The organism is Erythrobacter sp. (assembly GCF_040217515.1).
Lineage (GTDB): Bacteria > Pseudomonadota > Alphaproteobacteria > Sphingomonadales > Sphingomonadaceae > Erythrobacter.
The window spans coordinates 241671-265404 of the sequence record NZ_JAVJPT010000008.1; the positions used below are offsets into that span (position 1 = coordinate 241671).

Genomic DNA, 23734 nt, shown 5'->3' on the forward strand with positions numbered 1-23734 from the left:
TCTTCGTCTGGGCAAGGGCCTTAGCCAGCGCCCGGCCATGCTGCAATGCCGCAAGTATCAGCCCGCCGCGAGACGCCGGATGATCCCGGTGAAAGACAATGCGGGCTTGCCATCACCGGTCACGAGACCGCGCACGAAGATCGTCTTTCCCCCGCCGCGCGTGACCTCGCCGCGTGCCTCGACCAGCGCGCCGGACGGCACCGCGCCGAGAAAGTCCCCCGACAGGTTCACCGTTACCGCGTTGTCCTCGCCCAGCTCGTCCGCCGCGATCGCGAAAAGCGCGAAATCGGCGAAGGTCATGAGGCAGCCGCCATGCATGAAACCCGCCCCGTTCATGTGGCGCTCCTCCGCGCGGAACGCGCAGACATGGTCGCCGCCGGCTTCGCGCCGGCGATAGAAGGGGCCGGAACGCTGTTCGTAGGGATCGCCGGGCCAATAGGACCAGCCGGCGAATTCACCTTCGGATGCGACCTCGCTATGGGCATAACCGTCGCCGGGTTCCGGGCTTGCTGTTTCTTTCACGGATTTCGCTCCCCTTGTCGGTTTCAGCTCTTGGGCGGCCGCAATGCGGGCACGAGATTGATCGCGACCGAGATCCGCGTGCCCGTACCGCGGAAGGCGCGCACCGAATGCTGCAGCCAGCTCGGGAACATGACGATCAGCCCGGTCTGAGGACGGATCATCGGTTCGTTGTTCTGAACTTCGCCGTCGGCATCCTTGAACCGCAGGTCGAGCGAGCCCATCCGCACCATCGGCATGCGCGGATCGAGCAATTGCAATTCGCCGCCCAGTGCGGGGTCGGCCGAGCCTTCATAGCCGTCATCGAGATAGGCCACGGCCGACCACAGACTGCCGGGATGGGTGTGATACTGGTTGGCGTGGCCCTTCTGTGAAACGTTCGCCCACATTTCCGGAACCCAGCCATATTCCCGTCCCTGCTCCTTGGCGATATTGACCACCCCCGCATCGGCCATCCCGATCGCCTTGTAGACGAGCGCGCGCGCTGCCTCGCCGCCCCATTCGATCATCCGCGTATTCGAATGCCAGCTGCCGATATTGGAAATCTGCACGCCTTCGGGGTCGCGCACCTTTTCCGCCATGATCGCCTCGCGCAGGGCCATGATCCCTTCCGGGCTCTGCAGCCGATCGATCAGCAAGGGGGTCGAGAAGAAATGCCGCGCCTGTGTCATCGCATCAGCGCCATAATTGCAGACGCCTGATCGCGTCGGACAGATTCTCGTCCGCCTCGATCGGTGCCAAGCTGCGCTCCGCGAGCTTCCATCGCCGCGACAGCCGCGCCTTGCGCCACAGGTCGGTGACCAGGAATCCGCCTTGCCACTTGTGCTTCCCGAGTTCGAGTTCGAGTTCAACATGACCGGTAAACCACGCGGCCCGGCCATGCCGACGGCCCGCCGCCTCTTTGCTACGGAACCCTGCGAGCACCAGCCCCGAGTCGAGGGCGGCGAGGAAGCTCGAGCGGTCGAGCAGGACCGGCGGCGCCGTACCAAACATCATGACGCAATCCGAACGGACGAGAGCCTTGATCGTCCCGCGGTCCCGCTCGAGCCAAGCCTGCATCAGTCGCCTACCGCCATCGTCAAGCAGCGGGGTGATATCCGTCATCAGGCCGAGAGCGCGGCGACGCCGGGCAGCCGCTTGCCTTCCATCCATTCGAGGAATGCACCGCCCGCCGTTGAAATATAGGAGAAATCTCCCACCACTCCGGCCTGTGCGAGTGCCGCGACCGTATCGCCACCGCCCGCCACGCTGGTGAGCGACCCTTCCTTTGTCAGGGCTGCCGCGGTCTGCGCGAGCCTCATCGTCGCCGCATCGAAAGGTTCGGTCTCGAACGCGCCGAGCGGGCCGTTCCACACGACGGTGCGACATGTCTTGAGCACATCGGCAAGCGCCTCGGTCGCCTGCGGGCCGAGATCGAGGATCATCTCGTCCGCACCAACCTCGTGCACATTGCAGGTGCGCATCGAGGGCGGGTTGGGAACGAATTCCCCGGCCACCACGACGTCGTAAGGCAGGTGCACCGTACACCCGGCGTGATCCGCCTCGTCCATGATCTTCGCGGCGGTGTCGGTAAGATCATGCTCGCACAGCGATGTGCCGACATCGACCCCGCGCGCGGCGAGGAAGGTGTTGGCCATGCCTCCGCCGATGATGAGATGCTGGACGCGTCCGACAAGATTTTCGAGCACGGCAAGCTTGGTCGAGACCTTGGCCCCGCCGACAACGGCTGCGACCGGCGTTTCGGGAGTGCCGAGCGCTGCATCGAGCGCCTTGAGCTCGGCCTCCATCGAGCGACCCGCATAGGCGGGCAGATGCTGGGCGATGCCCTCGGTCGAGGCATGGGCGCGGTGCGAGACGGAGAAGGCATCGTTGACGTAAAAATCGCCGGCCTGCGCCATGCCCTGAGCGAAATTCGGGTCGTTGGCCTCCTCGCCCGGCCAGAAGCGGGTGTTTTCCAGCAGGCCGATATCGCCGGGGCGCAGGATGCCCACGGATTGGTCGACCACCGGGCCCATGACCTCCGGAATGAACATGATTTCCCGGCCCAGCACCTTTTCGACGTCGCCGACGACATAGCTCGTCGACAGGGTCGAATGGCGCTGGCCCCTGGGCCGCCCGAAATGAGCGAGCAGGAGCACCTTTGCACCGCGTCCCGCGAGTTCGAGAATGGTCGGCTTCACCGCCTCGACGCGCGTCACGTCGCTCGCCGAACCTTCCCTCATCGGCAGGTTGAGATCGACCCGCACCAGCGCGACCTGGCTGGCGAGATCACCGGCAAGGTCGTCGAGCGTCCTGAATGTGCTCATGCTCGTCCCTCCCGGGCCATTTTCAGAGGAACTTCGCCATCGCCCCGGCGGTGTCGATCATGCGGTTCGAAAAGCCCCATTCGTTGTCGTACCAGCTGACGACGCGGGCGAGCTGGCCTTCCATGACCGAAGTCTCGAGGCTGTCCACCGTCGAGCTCGCCGGATAATGGTTGAAGTCGGAGGAGACGAGCGGCTGGTCGGTGTAATCGAGCACGCCCTTCATCGGACCCTCGGCTGCGGCCTTGAGCGCGGCGTTGAGTTCCTCGGCGCTGGTCTCGCGCCCCGGCACGAAAGTGAGATCGACGAGGCTGACATTGGGAGTGGGCACCCGCACCGAGGAGCCGTCGAGCTTGCCGTTGAGTTCGGGCAGGACGAGGCCGACCGCGCGCGCCGCGCCGGTCGTGGTCGGGATCATGTTGGCAGCCCCGGCGCGCGCGCGGCGCAGGTCCTTGTGGATCTGGTCGAGCATGCGCTGGTCGTTGGTGTAGGAATGGATGGTCGTCATGAAGCCACGGGTGATGCCCACCGTGTCATTCAGCACCTTGGCGACGGGCGCGAGACAGTTCGTGGTGCAACTCGCATTGGAAACGATATCGTCTTCGGCGGTCAGGCTGTCGTGGTTGACCCCGAAAACGATCGTCTTCGACACGCCCTTGGCCGGGGCGGAGATGAGGACCCGCCTTGCACCGGCCTCGACGTGGGGGCGCGCGGCTTCATCGGATTGAAAAAAGCCCGTGCATTCCAGCACGATGTCGACCCCCATTTCGCCATGCGGCAGCTTGCCCGGATCGCGCTCGGCAGTCACCGCGATGCGCTTGCCGTTCACGGTTATCGCGCTCTCGTCCGAGCTTACCTCGCCGCCGAACCGGCCGTGAACGCTGTCGTGAGCGAAGAGCAAGGCGTTGGATTTCGCGTCCGCAAGGTCGTTGATAGAAACCAGGTCGAGGTCGTGATCCCCCCGCTCGAGGATTGCGCGCGCCACCAGACGCCCAATGCGGCCAAAACCGTTGATCGCAACTTTCGTCGCCATGAATGTAACTCCTGCTTATCCGTTCAGTTTGTCTTTGATTTCGGAGGCGACCCGCTCGGCGGTGAAGCCGAAATGCTCGAACAGGGCCTTGCCCGGCGCGGAGGCGCCGAACCGGTCGAGCCCGAGCGTCAGACCGCCCGGAAAGGCGCGGTTCGAGGTATAGCGTTCCCAGCCGAACGTGCTCGCCGCCTCAAGACTGACGATCAGCACATCATCGGGCAGCAGGTCCGCGCGATAGCCATCGTCCTGCTCGTCGAACAATTCGGTCGAGACCATCGAGACGACATCGACACCCAACCCTCGGGCCTCGAGCGCCTCGGCCGCTTCCACAGCCAGCCCGACTTCCGAACCGCTCGCCAGGATCACCGCCTTGCGCGTATTTCCCGCCTCGCGGATGCGATAGCCGCCGCGTGCGCAAGGATTGTCCTCCCGTGTCTCAAGCCGCAGCTGCGGCAGGCCCTGCCGGGACAGGGCGAGCACGGTGGGACGGTCCGACTGCCCGAGCGCGACCTGCCAGCATTCGGCAGTTTCGACCGCATCGGCCGGGCGCATGACGAGAAGATTGGGCATGGCGCGCAAGCTCGCCAGATGCTCGATCGGCTGGTGGGTCGGCCCGTCTTCGCCCAGGCCGATGCTGTCATGGGTCATCACGTAGATCACCCGCGCCTGCTGGAGCGCGGAAAGACGAATGGCGCCGCGCGCATAATCGGTGAAGACAAGGAAGGTGCCGCCATAGGGGATCACGCCGCCATGCAACGCCATCCCGTTCATCGCCGCGGCCATGCCGAATTCGCGGATCCCGTAATAGAGGTAGCGGCCCGAATAATCGTCGGCCGTAAAGGGCTTTATATCGCCAGCCCTGGTGTTGTTCGAGCCCGTGAGATCGGCGCTGCCACCGATCATTTCGGGCACGACGGGGTTGAGCACGGCTAGGGCCATTTCGCTCGCCTTGCGGCTCGCGACGCCCTGCGGATCGGAGACGAGCTGAGCGATATGCTGGCCGAGCACGTCCGTCTCCGGCAATTCGCCAGCCATGCGGCGCTCGAACTCGGCCTTGTGCGCGCTCTCGGCAAGGCGCACCTCCCAGTCCCCCAGGGCCGCCCGGCCCGCATCGCCCGTCGCGCGCCACTGCTGGAGCAACTCGTCAGGAATCACGAAGGCCTCATGGTCCCACCCCAGCATTTCGCGCGTGGCGGCAATTTCCTCCACGCCGAGCGGGGCGCCATGGGTCGCGGCGGTCCCCTGCTTGCCGGGCGAACCCTTGCCGATCACCGTCCTGCAGGCGACGAGCGAGGGGCGATTGGTCTCCTTCGCCTCGCGGATGGCGCGTTCGATGTCGTCGAAATCGTGCCCGTCGCATTCGACCACGTGCCAGCCCGTCGCCTCGTAACGGGCCTTGATGTCCTCAGACGTCGAGAGGTCTGTCGCCCCGTCGATCGTGATACGATTGTCGTCCCACAGGACGATGAGATTGCCGAGATGGAGATGGCCGGCAAGGCCGATCGCCTCGTGGTTGATGCCTTCCATCAGGCATCCGTCGCCTGCGACGACCCAAGTACGATGGTCGACGAGTTCATCGCCGAACACGGCGTTGAGATGCCGTTCCGCGATGGCCATCCCGACGGCCATGGCAAGCCCCTGACCGAGCGGACCGGTGGTGCATTCCACGCCTTCGAGAAGGAAGTTCTCCGGATGGCCTGCGCACGGACTACCCAGCTGGCGGAAATTTCGAATGTCCTCGATAGTGGGCCGGGCATAGCCGGTGAGATGGAGGAGCGAATAGATCAGCATGGAACCATGCCCTGCAGACAGGACGAAGCGGTCGCGGTCGGGCCAGTCGGGCCGCGCTGGATCGAACTTGAGATGGCCGTCGAACAGGACGGTGGCAACGTCGGCCATGCCCATCGGCATGCCGGGATGACCCGAATTGGCCGCCTGCACCGCGTCCATCGAAAGGGCGCGTATGGCATTCGCCATGCGCTGGAGACGGGCCGTATCTTTCGTCATGGCGGGGTATGCCTCCTGCTGGCGCCGCTGAATGGGGCAGATCGCGAGGGAGCGCCCACCCGCGTCAAGCCCGCCCTGCCCCGTGTCCGGAGGGGCGAGTCGGTCCCTCGTGGTTGCGCGCTGCCATTGCCGAGGCTTCCGATAAGGTCAAGCGCGCGGCAGAGCGCCGCACTCGAAAAGCGCCCGGAGAAAAAGCGGCACTCGAATGACCGCCTGCGCATGCTCTGCAATGCCTTTTATCAACAGGCCCGCCCAAGGCTTTGCGCACCAACGGCTTTGTTGGTAATTGGCATGTCATGGGGAAGGGCCGGATCGAACAGGCGATTGGGCGCATCGAAGCCGCACTGGCGCGGCTCGAAACCGCACGCCCTGCGGCTGCTTGCGATAATGGTAACCCGGAAGGTTCGCCCAGACTGCTCGCTGTCATCGACAGCCACGAAAAGCTGCGTGAGGAAGTCGCCGAAACTCTGCGCGATCTCGACTCGCTGATCGCGGAGCTTGAGATGTGACCCGGCAGCGTGATCCCGAGACGATCCGGCGGCGATGAGCACGGTCACTCTCACCATCGGGCCGCGCAGTTACCAGGTTGCCTGCGCGCCCGGCGAAGAAGCTGCGGTCGAGCGGCTCGGAGCGATCGTGGCGGAGAAATACGCGCAGCTCGGCGCGGCGCGTGGACCGCAAGAGGCGCAGAACATGCTCTTCGCCGCCCTGTTCATGGCCGACGAACTGGCCGAAGCACGCGAAAAGGCGGCCAGGGTCGAACACGAACAGGAACGCATCGACGGCACGCGTGAAGCACTCGAGGCAGAGCTCGAAACGCTCCGCAAGGCCGAAGCCCGCGCCCGCGCCGAGAGCCGCGGCCTGAAGGCGGACCTCGCGGAACTGCGCGAGGCCGCCAGCCAGCAGCACGACCTGTTCGGCGCTTCCGACACGGAAGAAGCGGAAAGCATCGCCGTGGCACTGGAAAACCTCGCCGAGCGGCTCGAGAGGACCGCGATGAAGCTTGCCGGGCCCTCGTCGGACACCCTTGAAGCGGACCCGGCCGAAGCCTAGGTTCATGAATGACGGGACTGCCCGGCACGAGCCGATCGAATATCCCTGAGGCTATAAGCAATCCAAGGGAGCTGTCCCTGCCTGGGTCCACGGGTTCGTCCCGAGGGCTCGGGTAAACGGCGCCCACCTGACGTGAAGGCGTCAGAGGATTTCCCGGCAACGACCCATGGTGGTCCCGTCACGTTTTTTGTGCCCTACCGCTTCGCTGCTTGAGGGCGGGTCGCTTTCTGCCCTACCGCTTCGCTCCTTGAGGGCGGGTTGTTTTTTGGTCTGCTCGCTCTCGACCATCCGAGGGCGCGGCGCATCGGGCGGCCGCACGGGTCCGCTTAGCATGCCTGCGCTTTCGACTTCGTCCACGGCTTCCTCGCCTTGGGTTACATATCGCTCGCTTTGCGAGCAGGAAGCGTCAGGTCCCTTGAATGTCGCGCAAATCGGAACTTCGTAAGCTGTTGAGAGCGCGGCGCCGCGCGCATGTCGAGGCGCAGCCTGACCGCATCCGCGCGCTCCTTTTCCATCGCCCGCCCGCGCCGCTGCTGGACATGATCGGCGACGATGCGGTCATCGGGCTTTACCATGCGAGCCGCTACGAAGCGCCGGCAGGCGCATATGCCGGATTCTTTGCGGAGCGCGGGCACCGGATCGCCCTGCCCCATTTCACCGCGCGCGACGCGCCGATGACTTTTCGCGTCCACACAGATCCCTTCGGCGCAAGCGATCTTGTCCCTGGTCCCTTCGACCTGCTCCAGCCCGCAGGCGAACCGGAGGAATGCGTCCCCGACGTGCTGTTCGTGCCGCTCGTGGGCTTTACCGAGACCTGCGAGCGGCTCGGACAGGGCGGCGGCCATTACGATCGCTGGCTCGCGGAACATCCGGGCCGGGTAACGATTGGGCTCGCATGGGACGCACAGCTGATCGAGCCGGCCCGTGACCTGCCGCTGGAGCCGCATGACCAGCGGCTCGACGCGGTCGTGACGCCGACGCGGATATACCGACCCTAAAGGAAAGACGGACCAGCGATGACAAATCCAATGCGCGAGACCCCGACCTGGCGGATCCCTCTCGGGATCATCACGCTATTCCTCGTGCTCATGGGGTATGCCATCGCGATCGCACGCTATGCGCCCGATCTCATCGGGCAATGGCCCGGCTGGGCACAGACGATCGTCTATCTTGTCCTCGGAGTGATCTGGCTCCTGCCGCTTAGGCGTTTCCTGATCTGGATGGAGACGGGCCGCTGGAGCGCGCCCGAGCCCGACGACCAGACGAATTGAAGTTTCCTCAGGTCCTCGCCGACTTGGCCTGTGATGGGAAAGTGGCGCGAGTGACGGGACTCGAACCCGCGACCTCCGGCGTGACAGGCCGGCGCTCTAACCAACTGAGCTACACCCGCGCATGGGTGATTCCCGCGCCTGTTAAAGGCTCCAGCAGGCCCGCTGCCGGTGGGGGAGCAGCGCCATTAGGCCCGCCGCTTGAGGCTGTCAACGCTCTCACGCCGGGCTCGCGCGCTTTTTTTCCTTTCAATCCCTGAACAGCAGGACGGGCGTTTCGATCAACTGCCTCACTTCCTGGATGAAGCTCGCCGCGTCATATCCGTCGACCACCCGGTGATCGCAGGAAATCGAGATGTTCATGAGCTTGCGCTTTGCGATTCTTTCCCCGCCCTGGCCGTCGGGCACGAACATCGGGCGCTCGATTATCCGGTTCGGCCCGATGATCGCCACTTCGGGGCGATTGATGACCGGCGTGGTCGCCACGCCGCCTAGCGGACCGAGCGAGGTAACGGTGATGGTCGAGCCCGAAAGCTCCTGTGATGTCGCCGATCCGCTCCGCGCGGCTTCGGCAAGGCGCGCGATCTCGCTTGCGAGCTGCCAAAGATTACGCGCCTGCGCGTCGCGAATAACGGGAACCATCAGTCCGTTATCGGTCTGTGTCGCCATGCCCATGTGGACCGAACCATGGCGCGTCACCAAGCCCGCGTCGTCGTCATAGCGGGCGTTTATCATCGGAAATTGCGGGATCAGCTTGCAAAAAGCGGTTATCAGCAGCGGCAGGAGCGTAAGCTTGGGCCGACTGCCGCGGTCCGAATTGAGGTCAGCGCGCATTTCCTCGAGTGCGGTCACGTCGCATTCCTCGACATAGGTAAAATGCGGAATGTTGCGCTTGGCCGCGGCCATGTTCTGCGCGATCCGCTTTCTGAGGCCGATGACCTTGACCTGTTCGTCCGCACGGGCCTCGCCCGCCGGGGAGAAGCCACCGCCGGAATTGTAGGCAAGGAACTGGTCGAGATCGCCGTGCCGCACGCGTCCGTCCTCGGCGGGTTTCACTTCGGCGAGGTCGATACCGAGATTTCTCGCCCGCTTGCGAACGGCCGGGCTAGCGAGGACCTTGCGGGCGGGCCCGGAGCCGGCGCTCGGAGCAGGGTCAGGTGCCGGGGCAGATGTCGGAGCAGCTATGGGCTCGGGTTCCCGCTCCGGCGCGGGCTCAGGCTCCGGCGCGGACTCCGGGCCCGCCTCGCCCTCCTCGACGTCGTCGGGCACTTCGCCCTCGACCTCGATCACGAGCAGCATTGCGCCGACCGCGATCGTGTCGCCAAGCTCACCCGCGACTTCGAGCACCTTGCCCGCCACCGGGCTTTCGATGTCGATCGTCGCCTTGTCGGTCATCACATCGACAAGATGCTGGTCCTCCTCGACGCTGTCGCCGACCTTCACGTGCCATTCGACGATTTCCGCCTCGGCCACGCCTTCGCCCACGTCGGGCATGTTGAAAGTGAACTTCGCCATGGTCGCGTCAGTCCTTCAGGATTGTGTCGATGGCCTCGCCGATGCGGACCGGGCCGGGAAAGAAGGCCCATTCGAGGCTGTGGGGATAGGGAGTGTCGAAACCGGTGACCCGCGTCACGGGCGCTTCGAGATGGTAGAAACAGCGTTCGGTAACCAGCGCGGACAGCTCCGCGCCGAAACCGGACGTGCGCGTCGCCTCGTGGACGATCAGGCATTTCCCCGTCTTCTTCACAGACTTTTCCACAGCCTCGATGTCGAGCGGGACCAGCGTGCGAAGGTCGAGAATGTCGGCATCAATGCCCTTCTCCTTTGCCACCGCCTCCGCGACATGGACCATTGTGCCATAGGCGAGGATGGTGAGTTCCTCGCCTTCGTCGACGAGCCGCGCCTTGCCCAGCGGGATGCGGTAATATCCCTCGGGAACAACGCTTTGCGGATGCTTCTTCCACGGTTCGACCGGGCGATCGTAGAAGCCTGAAAACGGTCCGTTATAGATCCGCTTCGGCTCGAAGAAGATCACCGGATCATTGTCCTCGATCGCGGCGATCAGGAGGCCCTTGGCATCATAGGGAGTCGAGGGGATCACCGTCTTCAGACCCGAGACGTGGGTAAACAGGCTTTCGGGGCTCTGCGAATGGGTCTGTCCGCCGAAGATCCCCCCGCCGAAAGGCGAGCGTACAGTCATCGGCGCGATGAATTCCGCAGCCGAACGATACCGCAGCCGCGCAGCTTCGGAGATGAGCTGGTCGAGGCCGGGATAGATATAGTCGGCGAACTGGATTTCGGGCACGGGCCGCAGACCATAGGCCCCCATGCCGACCGCAACGCCGATGATCCCGCATTCCGAGATCGGCGTGTCGAACACCCGCGTCTTGCCGTGCTTTTCCTGCAGGCCGGCGGTGCAACGGAACACGCCGCCGAAATATCCGACATCCTCGCCCATCACGATCACGTCGGGGTCGCGCTCGAGCATGATATCGAGCGCATCGTTTATCGCGTCGATCATGTTGACGCGGCGTTCGCTGGTTTGGCCGGCCTCGTCGTGCTTTGCCTCGGCGCTCATCGATTGGGCCCCTTCTCGCCGAATTTCCTGATGCGCTCGCGGGTCGCCTGTTCGGCCTGTTCCTTGAGATTCCAGGGCAGCTCCTCGAACACGTCCTCGAACATGGTGCGGAAGGGCTGGTGCAGGCCGTGGCCGAGAATGCCGTTCTTCTCGGCTTCCTTGGTCACTTCCTTGACCTCTTCGGCGCATTGCTTGTCCATCGCGGCCTGCCTGTCCTCGTCCCATTCGCCGATCGCGATGAGGTGGTCCTTGAGCCGCTTGACCGGATCGCCCAGCGGCCATTCCTCGCGCTCCTGCGCACTGCGGTATCCGCTGGGATCGTCCGAGGTCGAATGGCCCTCGGCGCGATAGGTGAAATATTCGATCAGCGTCGGCCCCTGATTGGCGCGTGCCCTGTTCGCCGCCCAAAGCTGGCTCGCATAGCAGGCGAGCGGGTCGTTGCCGTCAACTCGCAGCCCCGCAAGGCCATAGCCGAGCGCGCGCGCCGCAAAGGTGGTGCGTTCCGCCCCGGCGAAACCCGAAAAACTCGAAATCGCCCACTGGTTGTTGATAATATTGAGGATAACCGGTGCATTATAGACCGTCGCGAAGGTGCAGGCGCTGTGGAAATCGCCTTCCGCGGTCGAACCCTCGCCCACCCAGGTCGCCGCGATCCGGCTGTCGCCCTTGATCGCGCTGGCCATCGCCCAGCCGACCGCCTGCGGGGTCTGGGTCGCAAGATTGCCCGAAATGCTGAAGAAGCTGTGCTCGCGGCTCGAATACATGATCGGCAGCTGGCGGCCCTTCAGCTTGTCGCCCTTGTTCGAATAGATCTGGTTGATCATCTCGAGCAGCGGATAACCGCGCGCGATCAAGACACCCTGCTGGCGATAAGACGGGAATACCATGTCGTCCGACGCCAGGGCCATGGATGTGGCGATGCTGGTCGCCTCCTCGCCGGTGCATTTCATGTAGAAGCTGGTCTTGCCCTGCCTCTGCCCGCGGAACATGCGTTCATCGAAGGCGCGGGTCATCGCCATGTGGCGAAGCATGGTGCGCAGAGTTTCCGGATCGAGCTTCGGGTCCCATGGGCCGCGCGCCCTGCCGTCTTCGCCCAGCACACGAATTAATCCATAGGCCAGGTGGGTGATTTCGCTTGGATGCGCGCTTTCATCAGGCCTTGGCTGCGCTCCCGCCTCCCCGATATCGATGTCGGAGAAATCGACTGCGTCGCCAGGACGATATTTCGGCTCGGGTACATGCAGCGCGAGGGCGGGGCGATTGCCCCCGGCGCGGGGCGAATTGTCGGCCGGATCGGCCATAAAGGCGCTCTCCCAAAAGAGTGAAGCCGATCGCAACCTTCGCGCAGCGATCATTGCTTGCGCGTGAATTTTTATTTCAGCGCCGTGAAGCGGTCAAGCGCGGCAGCGAGCTCGCGCTCATACCGCAACAGGTGCCTTGATCGGCGGTTGCGGGGCGTAATCATGGACCATGAAATCCTCGATTTCATAGTCGAATATTGTCGCAGGCCTTCGCACGATCTCCAGCCTCGGATGCCCCTCCGGCCGGCGCGCGAGCTGTTCCTCGACCAGCGCGGCGTGGTTCAGATAGAGATGGACGTCCCCGCCCATCCAGACAAGCTCGCCCGGCTCCATGTCGACCTGCTGTGCCATCATCCGGGTGAGCAGAGCCGCCGACCACAGGTTGAAGGGCAGGCCGAGCGCGACATCGCAGCTTCTTTGGTAGAGAATGCAATTAAGCCGCGCGTCCGGGCCTTCGCCCGCGACATGGAACTGGTAGGTCTTGTGACACGGCGGGAGGGCCATGCGGTCGAGTTCCGCAACGTTCCAACCCTCGATGATGTGGCGCCGGCTCGCGGGATTGGTCCGCAGGCTTTCGACGACCTCGGCGACCTGGTTGATGCCCGGACCCTTTTCGTAAAGCCCGTCCCTGCGATAGCGGAAGGTGGGCCAGTCCACCCATTGCTTGCCGTAGACCGGGCCCAGGTCGCCCCAGCGCTTGGCAAACTTTTCATCGTCCGCAATGCGCTGCACGAAATCGTCGAGCGCAATGTCGTCCCCGGTTTCCCGGACATAGCGCGCATGCGGCCATTCATTCCATATCTTGACCCCCTGGAGCACGAGCGGACGAATATTGGTCTCGCCGGTCAGGAACCACAGCGTTTCGCGCGTCGCGGTTTTCCAGTAGACGCGTTTCGTCGTGAGCAGCGGCATGGCACCATGGGTAAGGTCGAAGCGCAGCTGCACCCCGCAGATCGACCGCGTGCCAATCCCCGTGCGGTCGACACGCTCGCTGCCCCGCTCCCAGATCCGGCGCATCAGCTGCAGATATTGCTCTTCGTAATGGGGCGAGGAATCGGGAACGGATGCGCTTTGCATAACAAACACGCCATAGCGGCCAATTGCCCGCTTGCCACCCCGCCCCGTCCCACCTATAGGGCGCGCCTTGCCTCGACCCGCGGGTAAGCGATTCCGCGGGACCGACACGGTCGGGGAGTAGCTCAGCCTGGTAGAGCACTGTCTTCGGGAGGCAGGGGCCGGAGGTTCGAATCCTCTCTCCCCGACCAATTTGCTTTCTCGAATGGATCGGTCCGATGGGAGACAGGCGCTCCCGCGCGATGGAGCGACCGGCTGCGGTGCGAAGCGGCCGGCGCTCCGGCCGAACGACCAGTCCCCGCAGCGTATGCCGAAGCCGCCGTTCGTCGCTTCGCCCGTTCACTATCATGAGCGGCGCAAGTTGATGAAATACTTTCGGGGCGATCCACGTGCGAGGATCACCGTAGGATTACCGCAAGCGCGATCCAACAGCGCCAGCATTGACCCGCACGGCAAAAATGGGGCCCCGCGCCGCCGCGGAGCCCCCAGTCCGTCCGTGGCGCAGAGATCCATCCGCCACGGGCTTCCTCCGATCCCGGGCGACCAGGGGGTTAGAAAGCGAAGCCGATTTCGACGCCGTAAAGGCGCGGCGGCGACAATGTCCCGAAATCGACGATCGAATTGGTAAGGCCGAAATTGATCTGCTCGTCGAACAGGTTCTCGACGAAGGCGGTGACACGGAACATGTCCTGGTCGGGACCGCCGAAACTGATCGTCGCCGAGGAATCGACCCGCCACAGCCCCTCGACGATGCCGCGCGGCGAATTGAAGAATTCCTGCACCCGCTCGCCGACATAGCGGCCCTGCCCGTTCAATTGTAATTCGCCGAAGCCGAGATCGGCGGTGTAGGTCGCGCCGATGCTGCCGGTCCATTCGGGCGCGTTGCGCAGCTCCAGCGTCGAGAGGTCGGCGAGGATCAGCGTGCCGGGCGGCTGCGGCGGGGTCGAGATATAGGTCGAAGACGCGATGAACGCTTCGTAATCGGTGTATTCGGCATCGAGATAACCGAGCGAGGCATCAATCCTCAGCCCCTCGAAAGGCAGAGCGCTCACCTCCAGTTCGGCCCCGCGGATACGCGCCTCGGCGACGTTGCGCACCGTGGTGGAGGTAAAGGTGGGCGGCGGGCCGGGCTCGATCGCCTCTTCCTGCTTGTCCTTGTATTCGTTCCAGAACAGCGCGGCGTTGATCCGCAACCGCCGGTCCAGCAGGTCAAGCTTGCCGCCAACTTCGAAAGCGTCGATGATCTCCGGATCGAACGGCGTCGTCACGTCGCGCACGGTCCCGGCGCGCGCGCTGAACCCGCCCGCATTGTAGCCGCGCGTGAACGAGGCGTAATAGAGCATGTCCGCGTCCGGTTCCCAGGTCAGCATCACCTTGGGCGTGAATTCGAACCAGTCCTCGCTCGCGCCGCCTGCATCGGTCAGCGGACGGCCGTCGGGAATGCCGTCGGTGATCTGATAGGGCGCGGTCGGCGGCAGGCCCGCATCGTAGAACCGCGTTTCGATGCTCTTTTCGTCCCAGGTCGCCCGCCCGCCCAATGTCAGGGTGAGCGTGTCGGTCACGGCCCAGTCGGCCTGCGCGAAAATGGCGGTGGTGGTGGATTCGTGATCGTCCTCGTCCCCCGCCCCGTTGACGAAGAGGACACCCGGCGGGACCGGCGCGCCGACCACGGACAGGTCAAGCTTGATCGCCTGGCGCAGGCTGTATTCCGAATGGAAATGGAACGCGCCCGCGACGAAATTGATCGGGCCCTCGAACGAACTGGCAAGGCGTATCTCGCCGCTATACTGGCTGTAATCCTGTTCGCGCACCACGTTGAAGGCGGTCGCGCTCGACCCGTCGAAGTCGATGAACACCTCCTCGCGCGAATCGCGCATCCCGAACACGGTCGACAGGGTCAGCGTGTCCGACAGGTAGATGTCGCCCGTCACCGTCAGCGCATCGAGCCGAGCATCGAGGAAATGCGGGTCGGTCGAGGTCGAAACGGGATTGACCGGGTCGTCGCAGATGCCCTGGATCAGGCAGAGCGGGTCCGGGCCGAAAGCGGGCGTGACCGTCGCCGGAACCGGGAAGGTCGTCTGGATGAGGTCGATCGGCAGCGGCTCGGTCCCCGCGATGCCGCGCGGGACATAAGGCGCGAGGTCCGAATTGTCCTCGGCATGGTCGTAGATGATGTCGAAGGTCGCGACCCCCGGCGTTTCGATCCTCAGCACGGTGCCGAAATTCCAGCGATCGCGCGCACCGCGCGAGCCCCCGGCTGGATTGGCGAAAAAGCCGTCATCGGTGAGATACTGCCCGCGCACCAGCAATGAGACAGTGTCGCCGATCAACGGGGTGTTGATCTCTCCGCGGAAATCGAGCGTGTCGAAATTGCCCACGGTCACGACCCCGCGCGCGCCGAATTCGCCGGTCGGGCGGCGGCGGGTGGCGTTCAGCGCGCCGCCGGTGGTGTTGCGGCCGAACAGGGTGCCCTGCGGCCCGCGCAGCACCTCGATGCGTTCAAGGTCGAACGTGTCGAGCAGGTTGAAGGCCGAGGTGCCGAGATAGATCCCGTCGAGGAAGGTCCCGACCGCGGGATCGAAGCTCTTTTCCGGGTCCTGCGAGTTCACCCCGCGGATCGACACCTGCGCGAGGCTCGGTCCGATATTGACCTCGGTCAGGACGAGGTTGGGGACCTGGCCCGCCAGTTCGGAAATGTCGCGCGCGTTGAAGCGTTCGACTTCGGCCTGGTCGAATGCGGTGATCGCGATCGGCACGTCCTGCTGCGCCTCGGCCCGGCGCTGGGCAGTGACGACGATCTGGCGCAGGCCCTGGTCCGAGGTCGCCTCGGCGCCCCCATCCGATGCGTCCTGCGCCTGTGCGACAGCCGGCAGGACAAGGCAGATCGCCCCCACGGCGAGTCCTGCACGCAAGCGTGTTTTGTATTGGCTCATTTTTCCTCTCCCCGGCGCTGATTGTCCCCTGCCGTTACGGCATGGGGCCTTTTGGCGCTCACAAACTTTTTGACAGGCCAGTAAGAAAAGTCAAGATTGGCAGAATGGACAGGTCAGCAACGGGCGAAGAACGGGCGGCAGCAGGCTCGGGCGCAATAGGGCGGCGCGAGGTCAGGCTGGTGGTCGGCGGCATGGCGCACGATTTCGATTTCGTGCGGATGGAATTGCTGCGCGCGCTGGGCGAGGAGCCGCGCAACCGGGTCGCGGTGTCCGCGACATACGAAGAATTCGACGGCCATCGGGACACCGCCCTGATCAGCTATACCTGCAATGTCGAGCCTTCGCCCGAAGCGGCGCTGCGGCTGCGTGATTTCGTCGAACAAGGCGGGCGTTGGCTTGCCCTGCATGCGACCAATTCGCTGCTCGAATGGGGCGGGGAAGGCGTATCGGGTCGCCCGGCGGCGGGCGATTTCCTCGAGACGCTGGGCAGTTCCTTCCAGGCCCATCCGCCGATCGGCCCGTACGAGGTGCGCCCCGGCCCGGTGGCGGACCCGCTGAGCGCCGGGATCGCGCCCTTCACGATCGAGGACGAGCTTTACCTGTCGGACTATGCGGGCGACATCGAGGTCCTGCTCCACGCGCGTTTCGGCGGCGCGGCGCCGGGATTCGTCCGCGATGACTGGCCCGAAAGAGACCACGCCGTGCTCTATCGCCGCACACTGGGGGCGGGCGAAGTGCTCTATTTCACCCCGGGCCATGCCCGCGGCCATTATGACGCACCGCACCGCACGCCATTCTATCCGCATGTCGAACGCGGCGCGTGGGTCGTGCCCGAATTCCGCGAGGTGCTGGCGCGGTGCCTGCGCTGGGCCTGCCGCGTGCCGGTGATCGAAGGAGAAGAGGCATGAGCCCCGGGCCCGGCCTTCCGCCGCTCGGCGATGGGGACATTCCCGAAAAGCTCGCGCGCGTGATCGAAGCCTGGCCCTACAAGCTTCACCGCACGCTCGCCCATTCGCCGGACACGCTGCTGACGTGGCTGCCCTTCGGCGAACATATCCTGATGCACAACACATTGCCCTTTCGCGAGCGCGAGATCGCGATCCTGCGGGTCGGCTGGAACGCCCGGTGCGCCTATGAATGGGGGATGCACTCGATCGTCGCGCGTCGCGGGGGATTCGGGGAGTCCGATTTCGAAGCGCTGTGCGTCGGGGCGGAAAGCCCGCACTGGACGCCGGGCGAAGCGGCGATCGTGGCGGCAGTCGATGACATGCAGTCGCGCTGGACGATCGGCGAAGAGGTGTGGGGTGAGCTTGCGCAGCATTACGCGCCCGACCAGATCGTCGACCTTGTCTGGCTGTCGGGCAATTTCATGACGATCTCGCTGCAGCTGAACGCGCTTCGTGTGCCGCTCGAGGACGGCCTGCCGCCGCTGCCCGAGGACCGGCCCCACTACACCAGAGCGACTTAGGAGATAGGCAATGGATCTCGAAATGAAGGGCGCAAAGGCGATCGTCACCGGCGCGACGCGGGGAATCGGCAATCGGATCGCGGAAAAGCTGCTCGAGGCGGGCGCCGATCTCGCCTTTTGCGCGCGCGATGCCGACGCGGTGGCGACATGCGAGAAGGCGTGGGGCGCGCGCGGCTTTCACGTGAAAGGGGCGGCGGTCGATGTCGGCGACGCGGACGCCTACCGCGCATGGCTCGCCGGAGCCGCGCATTGGCTCGGCGGGTGCGATGCCTTCGTCCACAATGTCTCAGGGGGAGGCGGCGCGGGCGGCGACGCAAAATGGCGCGCCAATTTCGAGGTCGACCTGATGGGCGCGGTGCGCGGTCTGGAGACCCTGGAGGAGCCTCTCGCGGCGGGCGGCGGATCGGTCCTGTTCGTGTCCTCGACGGCGGGGCTGGAAACCTATCCCTTCGTCCAGCCCTACAACGTGATGAAAGCGGGGCTGATCGTCTATGCCAAGCAGATCAGCCAGGTGCTGGGCAAGAAGGGCGTGCGGGTGAACTGCATTTCGCCCGGCGCGACGACCTTTCCCGGCGGCAACTGGGAGAGGCACAAGGTCAATTATCCCGACTATTACGAGGCGACCGTGGCGGAGATCCCCTTCGGACGGCTCGGCACGGCGGAGGAGGTCGCGGATGCGGGCGTTTTCCTGCTGTCGAAGCGCGCCTCGTGGGTCACCGGGGTCAACCTCATCGTCGATGGCGGGCAGACGCGGCGGGTGTCGCTCTAATTGGCGATGCTCGCGCCGCCGTCGACGGGCAGGTCGATGCCGGTGACGAAGGCCGAATCCTCGCAGGACAGGAACAGCACCGCCTTCGCCACATCCTCGGGCAGCACGATCCGCCCGGTCGCCGCACCCAGCGGATGGAGTGCGACACGGCGGGCGTAATTCGCCTCGCGCTCTTCCCCGGTGTTGCCGAGATTGGCCTCCATCATCGGCGTGAGCGTCGATCCGGGGTGGACCGCGTTCACGCGGATATATTCGCCGCGCTCGGCGAAATGCAGCGCATAGGCCTTGGTCTGCGCGCGCAATGACGCCTTGGCAGCGCAATAGGCAGGCAGCGCCGCATTGGGCCTCAAGGCAAGGAGCGAGCCGACATTGACGATCGCGGCGTGATCGGATGCGCGCAACAGCGGAGCCAGAGCCTGCACCGAATGGAAGATGCTGTCGCCGTTGATTCGCTGGAATCGTTCCCAGAAGGCGGTATCGATACTGTCGACGTCGCCCATTCCCGAAATGCCGGCATTGTTGACCAACACGTCGAGCCTGCCATGGCGCTCCCCTATCGCTTCGGCCAGCCGGTCCCAGTCCCCGCGCGCTGCGACGTCGAGCAGCGCGCCGTGCGCCTCCTCGCCCAGCTCCCCGGCGAGCGCAAAGGCGCGGTCCCGGTCCACGTCGGCGCAAATCACATGCGCGCCTTCCCCGGCGAACAGCCGCGCCACCGCCGCGCCGATTCCCCCGGCAGCGCCCGTCACCAGCGCGACCCTGCCGTCGAGCTTCATGTCTCCCTCCGAAGCGCACGATAGGGCCGGAACGCCGCACGCAGCAGGACGAAAGCAACCGGCGCGCAGGCCGCGTTCACCCAGGCGAGCGAATAGCGCACGCCCTCCGGCCCGGTGAACAGCGCATCGTTGAAAGCGCCCACCACGAGCGGTCCCGCGCCCAGCCCGACGAGGTTTATGACCAGCATGTAGAGCGCGCTCACCTGCCCGCGCATCCGGCCCGGCGTCACCAGCTGGATCGCGGTCCCGGCCATGGGATAGGGCATGGTCGACATCAGCATTGCGGGCGCGAAGACCACCAGCGCCAGCTCGCCCGTCGGCATCAGCGGGGCGAGCCCGCCGAACACCCCCGTGCCGAGATAGCCCCACGCCGCGACCTTCAAGGGCGCATCGCTCGCGCCCGCCGCCGTCATCCGGTCGCACAGCCAGCCAGCCAGCAGCGCACCCACCGGGCCGAGCACCAGGTAAAGCGCGCCGTAGGCGACCCCGATCTCGCCCGCCGACCAGCCATAGGCGCGGATGAACAGCGCCGGGGTCCACACGGTCGAGGCATAGCCCGACAGGGTGATCATGCTGAAGCCGGCAAAGACCAGCACCAGCGCGCGGCGCTGTCCGGAAAGATGGGCCGCCACCTCGCGCAGCGGCAGCTTAGGCTGCACCAGCCCGCCGCGCCGTTCCGGCTCCTTCAGGACCACCATCAGAAGCACCGCGACCACCAGCCCGGGTGTAGCGACCAGCAGGAAGGTCCGCCGCCACGGGGCAAGCTCCCCCAGAAAGCCCGGAGCGTCCCACGCCGACACCGCCTCGATCGCCACCCCGCCCGCGATATAGGCGAGCCCGATCCCGACGAAAGCGGTCATGGTGAAAACGCTCATCGCCCGGCCCAGCCGCTCCGGCGGGAACATGTCGGAGATGATCGAATAGGCGGTCGGCACGACGCTTGCTTCGCCCGCACCGACCCCGATCCGCGCGACGAACATCTGGCCGAAGCTCCGCGCAAGGCCGGATACGAGCGTGAACAGGCTGAACAGCGCGACCCCGATGGCGATGACAGGCTTGCGCGGGCCATTGTCGACCATCCGTCCGATGGGCAGCGCCATGGCAGTGTAGAACAGGCCGAAAGCGACACCTTGCAGGAGGCCGAACTGGGTGTCGGTGATCGAAAGGTCGCGCTGGATCGGCTCGACCAGCAGGTTGATCACGATCCGGTCGAGATAGGAGAGGATATTGGCAAGCGCGAGAACCGCGAGCGCGGTCCAGGCGAGCCGCTGCGCTGGCCATGGCCGAGCCTCGAGGAACCCGGCCTCGGCTTTCAAGCCGCGTCGCCCTCTTGCCCTGCCCCGGCCACCACCTTGCGCAGCAGCGCGATGCCTTCTTCCGTGCCGATCAGGTGCTTGAGAAAGCGCAGCATCGCACCGACGCGCTCATCGCGATTGAAAGTGATGCCGTCCTGCTGGGCGACGCCTTCGAGCAGGAAGCGCACGATGTCGCGGCGCAGGTCGAATTCGACATTGTCGGACAAGTAGCGAGGGAACAGGCCCAGCGCCGCCTCGCGCCGGGCGCGGTCGAAGGCGGCGAGCGCGGGCTCCATGACGCTGCGCAATTCGGGATCGGTGCGCGAGGCGAGGGAAAGCTCGGTATAGGCTTCGAATTCGGGCGTCTGGAGCTGTTCCCACGCGATATCGACCGCCCGTTCGAGGAATCCGTCGTCATGCGGGAGGTCCTCCATCGCTTCGGTATACATGTCGATCCGGCGGCGGGTGACATGGCGGATGATCGCCTCGATCAGCTCGCTGCGCGATCCGAAATGGTAGAGCATCGCGGCGCGGGTAATGTCGGCCTGCTTGGCAACGGCAGTGGTCGAAAGCTTCTTGTAGCCGTCCCGCGCCAGCACGGCGACGCCGGCATCGAGGATTTTCAGCCGGGTGCGGCGGGAACGATTGAATTCGCCCGAGGTCAGCGCCGCCGGGTCGGGCAGGCGGGAAATGTGGCTGGTTTCGGTGCTGTTGGTGTCGTCGGTCATGGCTCGAATTCCAAGGGCAGGGATGTCATGCCCCGTTGATGGAAATTCGTGCGGAAGGGAAGGTCTTGCTCGGGCTCGGCAAGCCGGACCGAACGGTAGCGCGCCAGGATTTCGGCCAGCGCAAGGCGCATTTCCAGTCGGGAAAGCGCCGCGCCGACGCAGAAATGGATGCCGTTGCCGAAAGCCATGTGCGGCTTTGGCGGCTTGCGGTCGAGCTGCACCTCGCCCGCGCCTTCGCCCCAGACCTGCCGATCGCGATTGGCGGCGGCGAAACGCACATGGAGCATGGTGCCGTCCGGGATCATGTGCCCGTCCAGTTGCTGGTCGCCCACCGCCTTGCGGAACTGTCCCTGGATCGGGCTGTCGAGGCGCAGGACTTCCTCGAGGAAGGGCGCGATCTTCTCCGGTTCCCCCTTGAGCCGTGCGAACAGGTCCGGGTCGCGTGCAAGGCGCAGCAGAGCAAAGCCGAGTGTCGAAGTGGTCGTCTCGTTGCCCGCCACCATCAGCTGCGTGAGGATCGAGAGCAGCTCCGAATTGTCGAGCGGTTCGCCATCGGGCTTGGTCGCATTGGCGAGCGCGGTGATGATATCCGTCCCCTCCCCTCCGCGCCGCTCGTCGCAAAGCGCGACCATCGCCTTGTGGCATTCGAGCGTGAGACGCGCGATCTCGACGGCGCGCTCGTCGCTGGTGAGAAATCCGATCTCGTCGGCGAAGGCATCGGACCAGCGCTTTACCGTGTCATCGCCCAGGTGCCGCATGCCGAGATATTCGCCGATCACCGAGACCGGCAAGGGTACGGCGAAATCCGGAAAGAAATCGGTGCGCCCGCCCTTGGCATCAATCGCATCGAGCAGTTCGCCGATGCGTGCAGCGACGAAGGGTTCCATGACGCGCAGGCGACGGGGCAGGAAAAAGGGGCCGACGAGCTTGCGATAATCCTCGTGGCTCGGTCCGTCGTTCTGCACCATGGTGAGCGCGAGCGGCCAGCCCTGCGCCTTGATCTCAAGCACTTCGGCAGGCAGCCCGCCCTCTCGCATCGCGGCGCGGTCGGCGAAGCTGGAAAAGCGCGTGTGGCTGCGCATCACCTCTTCGGCAAGCGCATAGTCGAGCACGAAGACGACCCCGGTTTCGGGTTCCGTCCACAACGGCCCGGCCTCTTCGCGCATCGCCTGGTAGGCCAGCCACGGCGCGCGCATGAAGCCCGCCATGCGCGGTTTCAGGTCCCCGGGCCGCGCGATGTCCTCAAGTTCTTCCAAGGCTCTTGTCCAGTTCGGCGTGGAAATGGCGGATGCGCGCTTCCTGGTAGTCGCCGGTGACCGGCCCCCTGGTGCGCATCGTCTTCAAACCCCTCTGAAGGGCGGCAAGATTGGCCGAATCCTCGTCGAACACAGTGCAGTATCCACCCAGTTGCGGCGCTTCGTGGAGGCTCGCATCCGGGCCGACGACCTGCGGTTCGGGCACATCCGCCGGATCCCCTCCGGGCGCGACGAACAGGATGTCCATGACACTCATATCGGGGTCGGTCCCGAGCGGGCGGAAACGATAGACGAGATAGCTTCCCCAGCCCGCCCAGCACACCAGATTGGGGAAGACGTGGTACTGGATCGTGTCGATCAGTTCGCAATCGGTTGCCTCCCCGGCGAAGGGAATGCCCTGCTCGACCAGGGACTTGCGCCGCGCGGCGCCGATCGCCTCGCGCGCGCTCTCGGCGGTTTCGGGCAGGGTGAGCGTGTCTGCCGCATCGCCGAGCGCGGGGCGCATTCCCTCGCGGTAGACCTGTTCATCCGAAAGCGGTTCAATGTTCGGGCTGGCAAGGCCGCGCGGGCTTATCATGCGGGTGTGGGGCACGCCTTCCCATACGTCGTACTGCGTGTTGGCATCGCCAAGATAGGGCGCGGCGCTCGCATGGGTTTCGGTGACGTGGAAGCTCTCGATGAAGGCTTCCAGCGCGATCTTCCAGTTGCAGCGGTTGATCTTCTGCACGTGCGCGACCTTGACCCGCTCGGCGAGCGACCAGCCGCGCGTTTCATAGGCCTCGGAGACGGGACCGAGAAACTCCTCGAGACTCTCCTTGCACCCGTCCGGACAGACGAAAACGAAGCCGCCCCAGGTCGCGACCCGGGCCTCGGGCAGGGCGAAATCGGCCTTGTCGATATGGGCGAAATCCCATTCGTTGACGAGCTTCTTGCATGTCCCGTCGATGTTCCAGGTAAAGCCGTGGAAAGGGCAGCGGAATTCCTCGGCCGTCCCGTCGCAGTCGCGCAGTGCCCGGCCGCGATGGAGGCAGGCGTTGAAGAAGGCCTTGATCGTTTCGGTGGCGGAACGGACCACGATCAGCGAGATGTCGGCGATGTCGTAGAGCACATAGTCGCCGACCTCGGGAATATCCTCCAGCCGGCACGCCATCTGCCACGTCTTCGGCCACAGCCGCGCATTCTCGAGCGCGGCGAAATCCGGATCGAAATAGCGCCGCCGGTCGATCGGCTCAACCGGCACCTCGGCTTCGCCCCTTTCGGCAAGGACCGGGGGCACGGCGCGCTTCTCATGCGCGAGCATCTCGTCAAGCGTCGGCTGCGGGGCCTTGCGGGAACGCTGGGGCATCTCGAACCTCTCCGGAAACCTTTTTACATTC

Annotated in this window: 23 protein-coding genes and 2 tRNA genes; 8 read left to right on the forward strand and 17 right to left on the reverse strand. The window is 65.1% G+C overall.

Going from position 1 to position 23734, the window contains the following annotated elements; translation table 11 throughout:
* Positions 1–57: 57 nt before the first annotated feature.
* Genes RIB52_RS11285 through tkt form a run of 6 tightly spaced genes read right to left on the reverse strand, consistent with a single transcriptional unit; the run spans position 58 to position 5862 of the window.
* Positions 58–522, reverse strand: a complete 465-nt coding sequence (locus RIB52_RS11285; protein WP_350175533.1) for a PaaI family thioesterase — start codon at positions 520–522, stop codon at positions 58–60.
* 23 nt (positions 523–545) lie between these two features.
* Positions 546–1190 carry a 2OG-Fe(II) oxygenase family protein gene (locus RIB52_RS11290; RefSeq protein ID WP_350175535.1) on the reverse strand — a complete coding sequence of 215 codons (645 nt, stop codon included), beginning with the start codon at positions 1188–1190 and terminating at the stop codon, positions 546–548.
* Positions 1191–1194: 4 nt separating this feature from the next.
* Positions 1195–1623: a DUF4440 domain-containing protein gene (locus RIB52_RS11295; protein ID WP_350175537.1), complete on the reverse strand. Its 429-nt coding sequence runs from the start codon at positions 1621–1623 to the stop codon at positions 1195–1197.
* Entirely contained in the window at positions 1623–2825 is a 1203-nt protein-coding gene (locus tag RIB52_RS11300) for a phosphoglycerate kinase (RefSeq protein ID WP_350175539.1), read from the reverse strand. Before RIB52_RS11300 ends, RIB52_RS11295 begins: the two co-directional genes overlap by 1 nt.
* Positions 2826–2847: 22 nt before the next feature.
* Positions 2848–3855, reverse strand: coding sequence for a type I glyceraldehyde-3-phosphate dehydrogenase (gene gap, locus RIB52_RS11305; RefSeq protein WP_350175541.1), 1008 nt, complete (start codon positions 3853–3855; stop codon positions 2848–2850).
* A gap of 15 nt (positions 3856–3870) precedes the next feature.
* Positions 3871–5862, reverse strand: coding sequence for a transketolase (tkt, locus tag RIB52_RS11310; protein WP_350175543.1), 1992 nt, complete (start codon positions 5860–5862; stop codon positions 3871–3873).
* A 260-nt stretch (positions 5863–6122) separates the two neighbouring features.
* Here tkt and RIB52_RS11315 point away from each other — a divergent pair, with 260 nt between their 5' ends.
* From RIB52_RS11315 to RIB52_RS11330, 4 genes are all read left to right on the forward strand, one after another.
* Entirely contained in the window at positions 6123–6371 is a 249-nt protein-coding gene (locus RIB52_RS11315) for a hypothetical protein (protein ID WP_350175545.1), read from the forward strand.
* A gap of 34 nt (positions 6372–6405) precedes the next feature.
* Positions 6406–6915 carry a cell division protein ZapA gene (locus tag RIB52_RS11320; RefSeq protein WP_350175547.1) on the forward strand — a complete coding sequence of 170 codons (510 nt, stop codon included), beginning with the start codon at positions 6406–6408 and terminating at the stop codon, positions 6913–6915.
* Between the two features lie 419 nt (positions 6916–7334).
* Positions 7335–7913 (forward strand): 5-formyltetrahydrofolate cyclo-ligase, encoded by a 579-nt coding sequence (locus RIB52_RS11325; protein ID WP_350175549.1) that lies wholly within the window; start codon positions 7335–7337, stop codon positions 7911–7913.
* A 30-nt stretch (positions 7914–7943) separates the two neighbouring features.
* Positions 7944–8186: a DUF2842 domain-containing protein gene (locus tag RIB52_RS11330; protein ID WP_350175717.1), complete on the forward strand. Its 243-nt coding sequence runs from the start codon at positions 7944–7946 to the stop codon at positions 8184–8186.
* Positions 8187–8228: 42 nt separating this feature from the next.
* Here RIB52_RS11330 and RIB52_RS11335 read toward each other — a convergent pair.
* The 5 genes from RIB52_RS11335 to thyA form a co-directional block, all read right to left on the reverse strand.
* Positions 8229–8305, reverse strand: a tRNA-Asp gene (locus tag RIB52_RS11335).
* A 127-nt stretch (positions 8306–8432) separates the two neighbouring features.
* Positions 8433–9698 (reverse strand): dihydrolipoamide acetyltransferase family protein, encoded by a 1266-nt coding sequence (locus RIB52_RS11340; RefSeq protein WP_350175551.1) that lies wholly within the window; start codon positions 9696–9698, stop codon positions 8433–8435.
* Between the two features lie 7 nt (positions 9699–9705).
* Positions 9706–10761 (reverse strand): alpha-ketoacid dehydrogenase subunit beta, encoded by a 1056-nt coding sequence (locus RIB52_RS11345; RefSeq protein WP_350175553.1) that lies wholly within the window; start codon positions 10759–10761, stop codon positions 9706–9708.
* Complete coding sequence (locus tag RIB52_RS11350; RefSeq protein ID WP_350175555.1) at positions 10758–12062, reverse strand: 3-methyl-2-oxobutanoate dehydrogenase (2-methylpropanoyl-transferring) subunit alpha; 1305 nt, start codon at positions 12060–12062, stop codon at positions 10758–10760. The genes RIB52_RS11345 and RIB52_RS11350 overlap by 4 nt, the downstream gene beginning before the upstream one ends.
* A 117-nt stretch (positions 12063–12179) precedes the next feature.
* Positions 12180–13139 (reverse strand): thymidylate synthase, encoded by a 960-nt coding sequence (gene thyA / locus RIB52_RS11355; protein WP_350175557.1) that lies wholly within the window; start codon positions 13137–13139, stop codon positions 12180–12182.
* A 111-nt stretch (positions 13140–13250) separates the two neighbouring features.
* On the opposite strand from thyA, the gene RIB52_RS11360 reads away from it, so the two are divergent.
* Positions 13251–13327 (forward strand) — tRNA-Pro (locus tag RIB52_RS11360).
* Positions 13328–13687: 360 nt separating this feature from the next.
* Here RIB52_RS11360 and RIB52_RS11365 read toward each other — a convergent pair.
* The gene (locus tag RIB52_RS11365; protein ID WP_350175559.1) at positions 13688–16069 is read right to left on the reverse strand and encodes a TonB-dependent receptor; all 2382 of its coding nucleotides are present in this window, start codon (positions 16067–16069) and stop codon (positions 13688–13690) included.
* Positions 16070–16173: 104 nt separating this feature from the next.
* Between RIB52_RS11365 and RIB52_RS11370 the strand changes: the two genes are divergently transcribed.
* The 3 genes from RIB52_RS11370 to RIB52_RS11380 are packed head-to-tail and all read left to right on the forward strand — an operon-like array spanning position 16174 to position 18306.
* The gene (locus RIB52_RS11370; protein WP_350175561.1) at positions 16174–16977 is read left to right on the forward strand and encodes a ThuA domain-containing protein; all 804 of its coding nucleotides are present in this window, start codon (positions 16174–16176) and stop codon (positions 16975–16977) included.
* Complete coding sequence (locus tag RIB52_RS11375) at positions 16974–17537, forward strand: carboxymuconolactone decarboxylase family protein (protein ID WP_350175563.1); 564 nt, start codon at positions 16974–16976, stop codon at positions 17535–17537. The genes RIB52_RS11370 and RIB52_RS11375 overlap by 4 nt, the downstream gene beginning before the upstream one ends.
* 10 nt (positions 17538–17547) lie before the next feature.
* Positions 17548–18306 (forward strand): SDR family NAD(P)-dependent oxidoreductase, encoded by a 759-nt coding sequence (locus RIB52_RS11380; RefSeq protein ID WP_350175565.1) that lies wholly within the window; start codon positions 17548–17550, stop codon positions 18304–18306.
* Here the strand turns inward: RIB52_RS11380 and RIB52_RS11385 are convergent.
* Genes RIB52_RS11385 through RIB52_RS11405 form a run of 5 tightly spaced genes read right to left on the reverse strand, consistent with a single transcriptional unit; the run spans position 18303 to position 23703 of the window.
* Positions 18303–19079 (reverse strand): SDR family NAD(P)-dependent oxidoreductase, encoded by a 777-nt coding sequence (locus tag RIB52_RS11385; RefSeq protein WP_350175567.1) that lies wholly within the window; start codon positions 19077–19079, stop codon positions 18303–18305. The genes RIB52_RS11380 and RIB52_RS11385 overlap by 4 nt on opposite strands.
* Entirely contained in the window at positions 19076–20395 is a 1320-nt protein-coding gene (locus RIB52_RS11390) for a spinster family MFS transporter (RefSeq protein ID WP_350175569.1), read from the reverse strand. Before RIB52_RS11390 ends, RIB52_RS11385 begins: the two co-directional genes overlap by 4 nt.
* Positions 20392–21102 carry a TetR/AcrR family transcriptional regulator gene (locus RIB52_RS11395; protein WP_350175571.1) on the reverse strand — a complete coding sequence of 237 codons (711 nt, stop codon included), beginning with the start codon at positions 21100–21102 and terminating at the stop codon, positions 20392–20394. Before RIB52_RS11395 ends, RIB52_RS11390 begins: the two co-directional genes overlap by 4 nt.
* Positions 21099–22358: a cytochrome P450 gene (locus tag RIB52_RS11400; RefSeq protein ID WP_350175573.1), complete on the reverse strand. Its 1260-nt coding sequence runs from the start codon at positions 22356–22358 to the stop codon at positions 21099–21101. The genes RIB52_RS11395 and RIB52_RS11400 overlap by 4 nt, the downstream gene beginning before the upstream one ends.
* Positions 22345–23703 (reverse strand): aromatic ring-hydroxylating oxygenase subunit alpha, encoded by a 1359-nt coding sequence (locus RIB52_RS11405; protein ID WP_350175575.1) that lies wholly within the window; start codon positions 23701–23703, stop codon positions 22345–22347. Before RIB52_RS11405 ends, RIB52_RS11400 begins: the two co-directional genes overlap by 14 nt.
* Between the last annotated feature and the right edge of the window lie 31 nt (positions 23704–23734).